This window comes from Mesorhizobium sp. M8A.F.Ca.ET.161.01.1.1 (genome assembly GCF_004792105.1).
Taxonomy (GTDB): Bacteria; Pseudomonadota; Alphaproteobacteria; order Rhizobiales; family Rhizobiaceae; genus Mesorhizobium.
The window spans coordinates 1-350 of record NZ_SRTD01000210.1; the positions used below are offsets into that span (position 1 = coordinate 1).

The following is a 350-nucleotide window of genomic DNA, read 5'->3' on the forward strand; positions in this document are numbered from 1 at the left end:
GCGGCAGCCGCGGTGACAGCAGTTCACGCAGCCGGGGCAGCGGCACGCTGTCCGGGGTGGCGTGGTCCTGCAGCACGTCCAGCAGGTCCAGGCCGTGCAGGTAGGCGTCCAGCTCGCGCTTCTGGCTGACCTTCAGCAGGCCCTTCAGCGTTTCGCTGCCACCGAGCCGGGCCAGCTCGCGCAGGACGCTCTTGCTCAGCAGGCGCAGCTCGCAGTCGCGCAGGGCGGCCACGGCCGTGGTATCGCCGTACCAGCGGGCCACTGCGTGCAGCAGGGTTGGGTCGTTCTCCGGCACCACGTGCAGGGTGTCGCCCGCGCGATAGGCCATGCCACTTCCGGCAATGTCCAAC

General features: G+C 70.6%; 1 pseudogene. It reads right to left on the minus strand.

The window, feature by feature from the left end:
- Nucleotides 1–328: pseudogene (locus EN804_RS35365) on the minus strand (hypothetical protein); the annotation flags it as partial.
- Nucleotides 329–350: the final 22 nt, after the last annotated feature.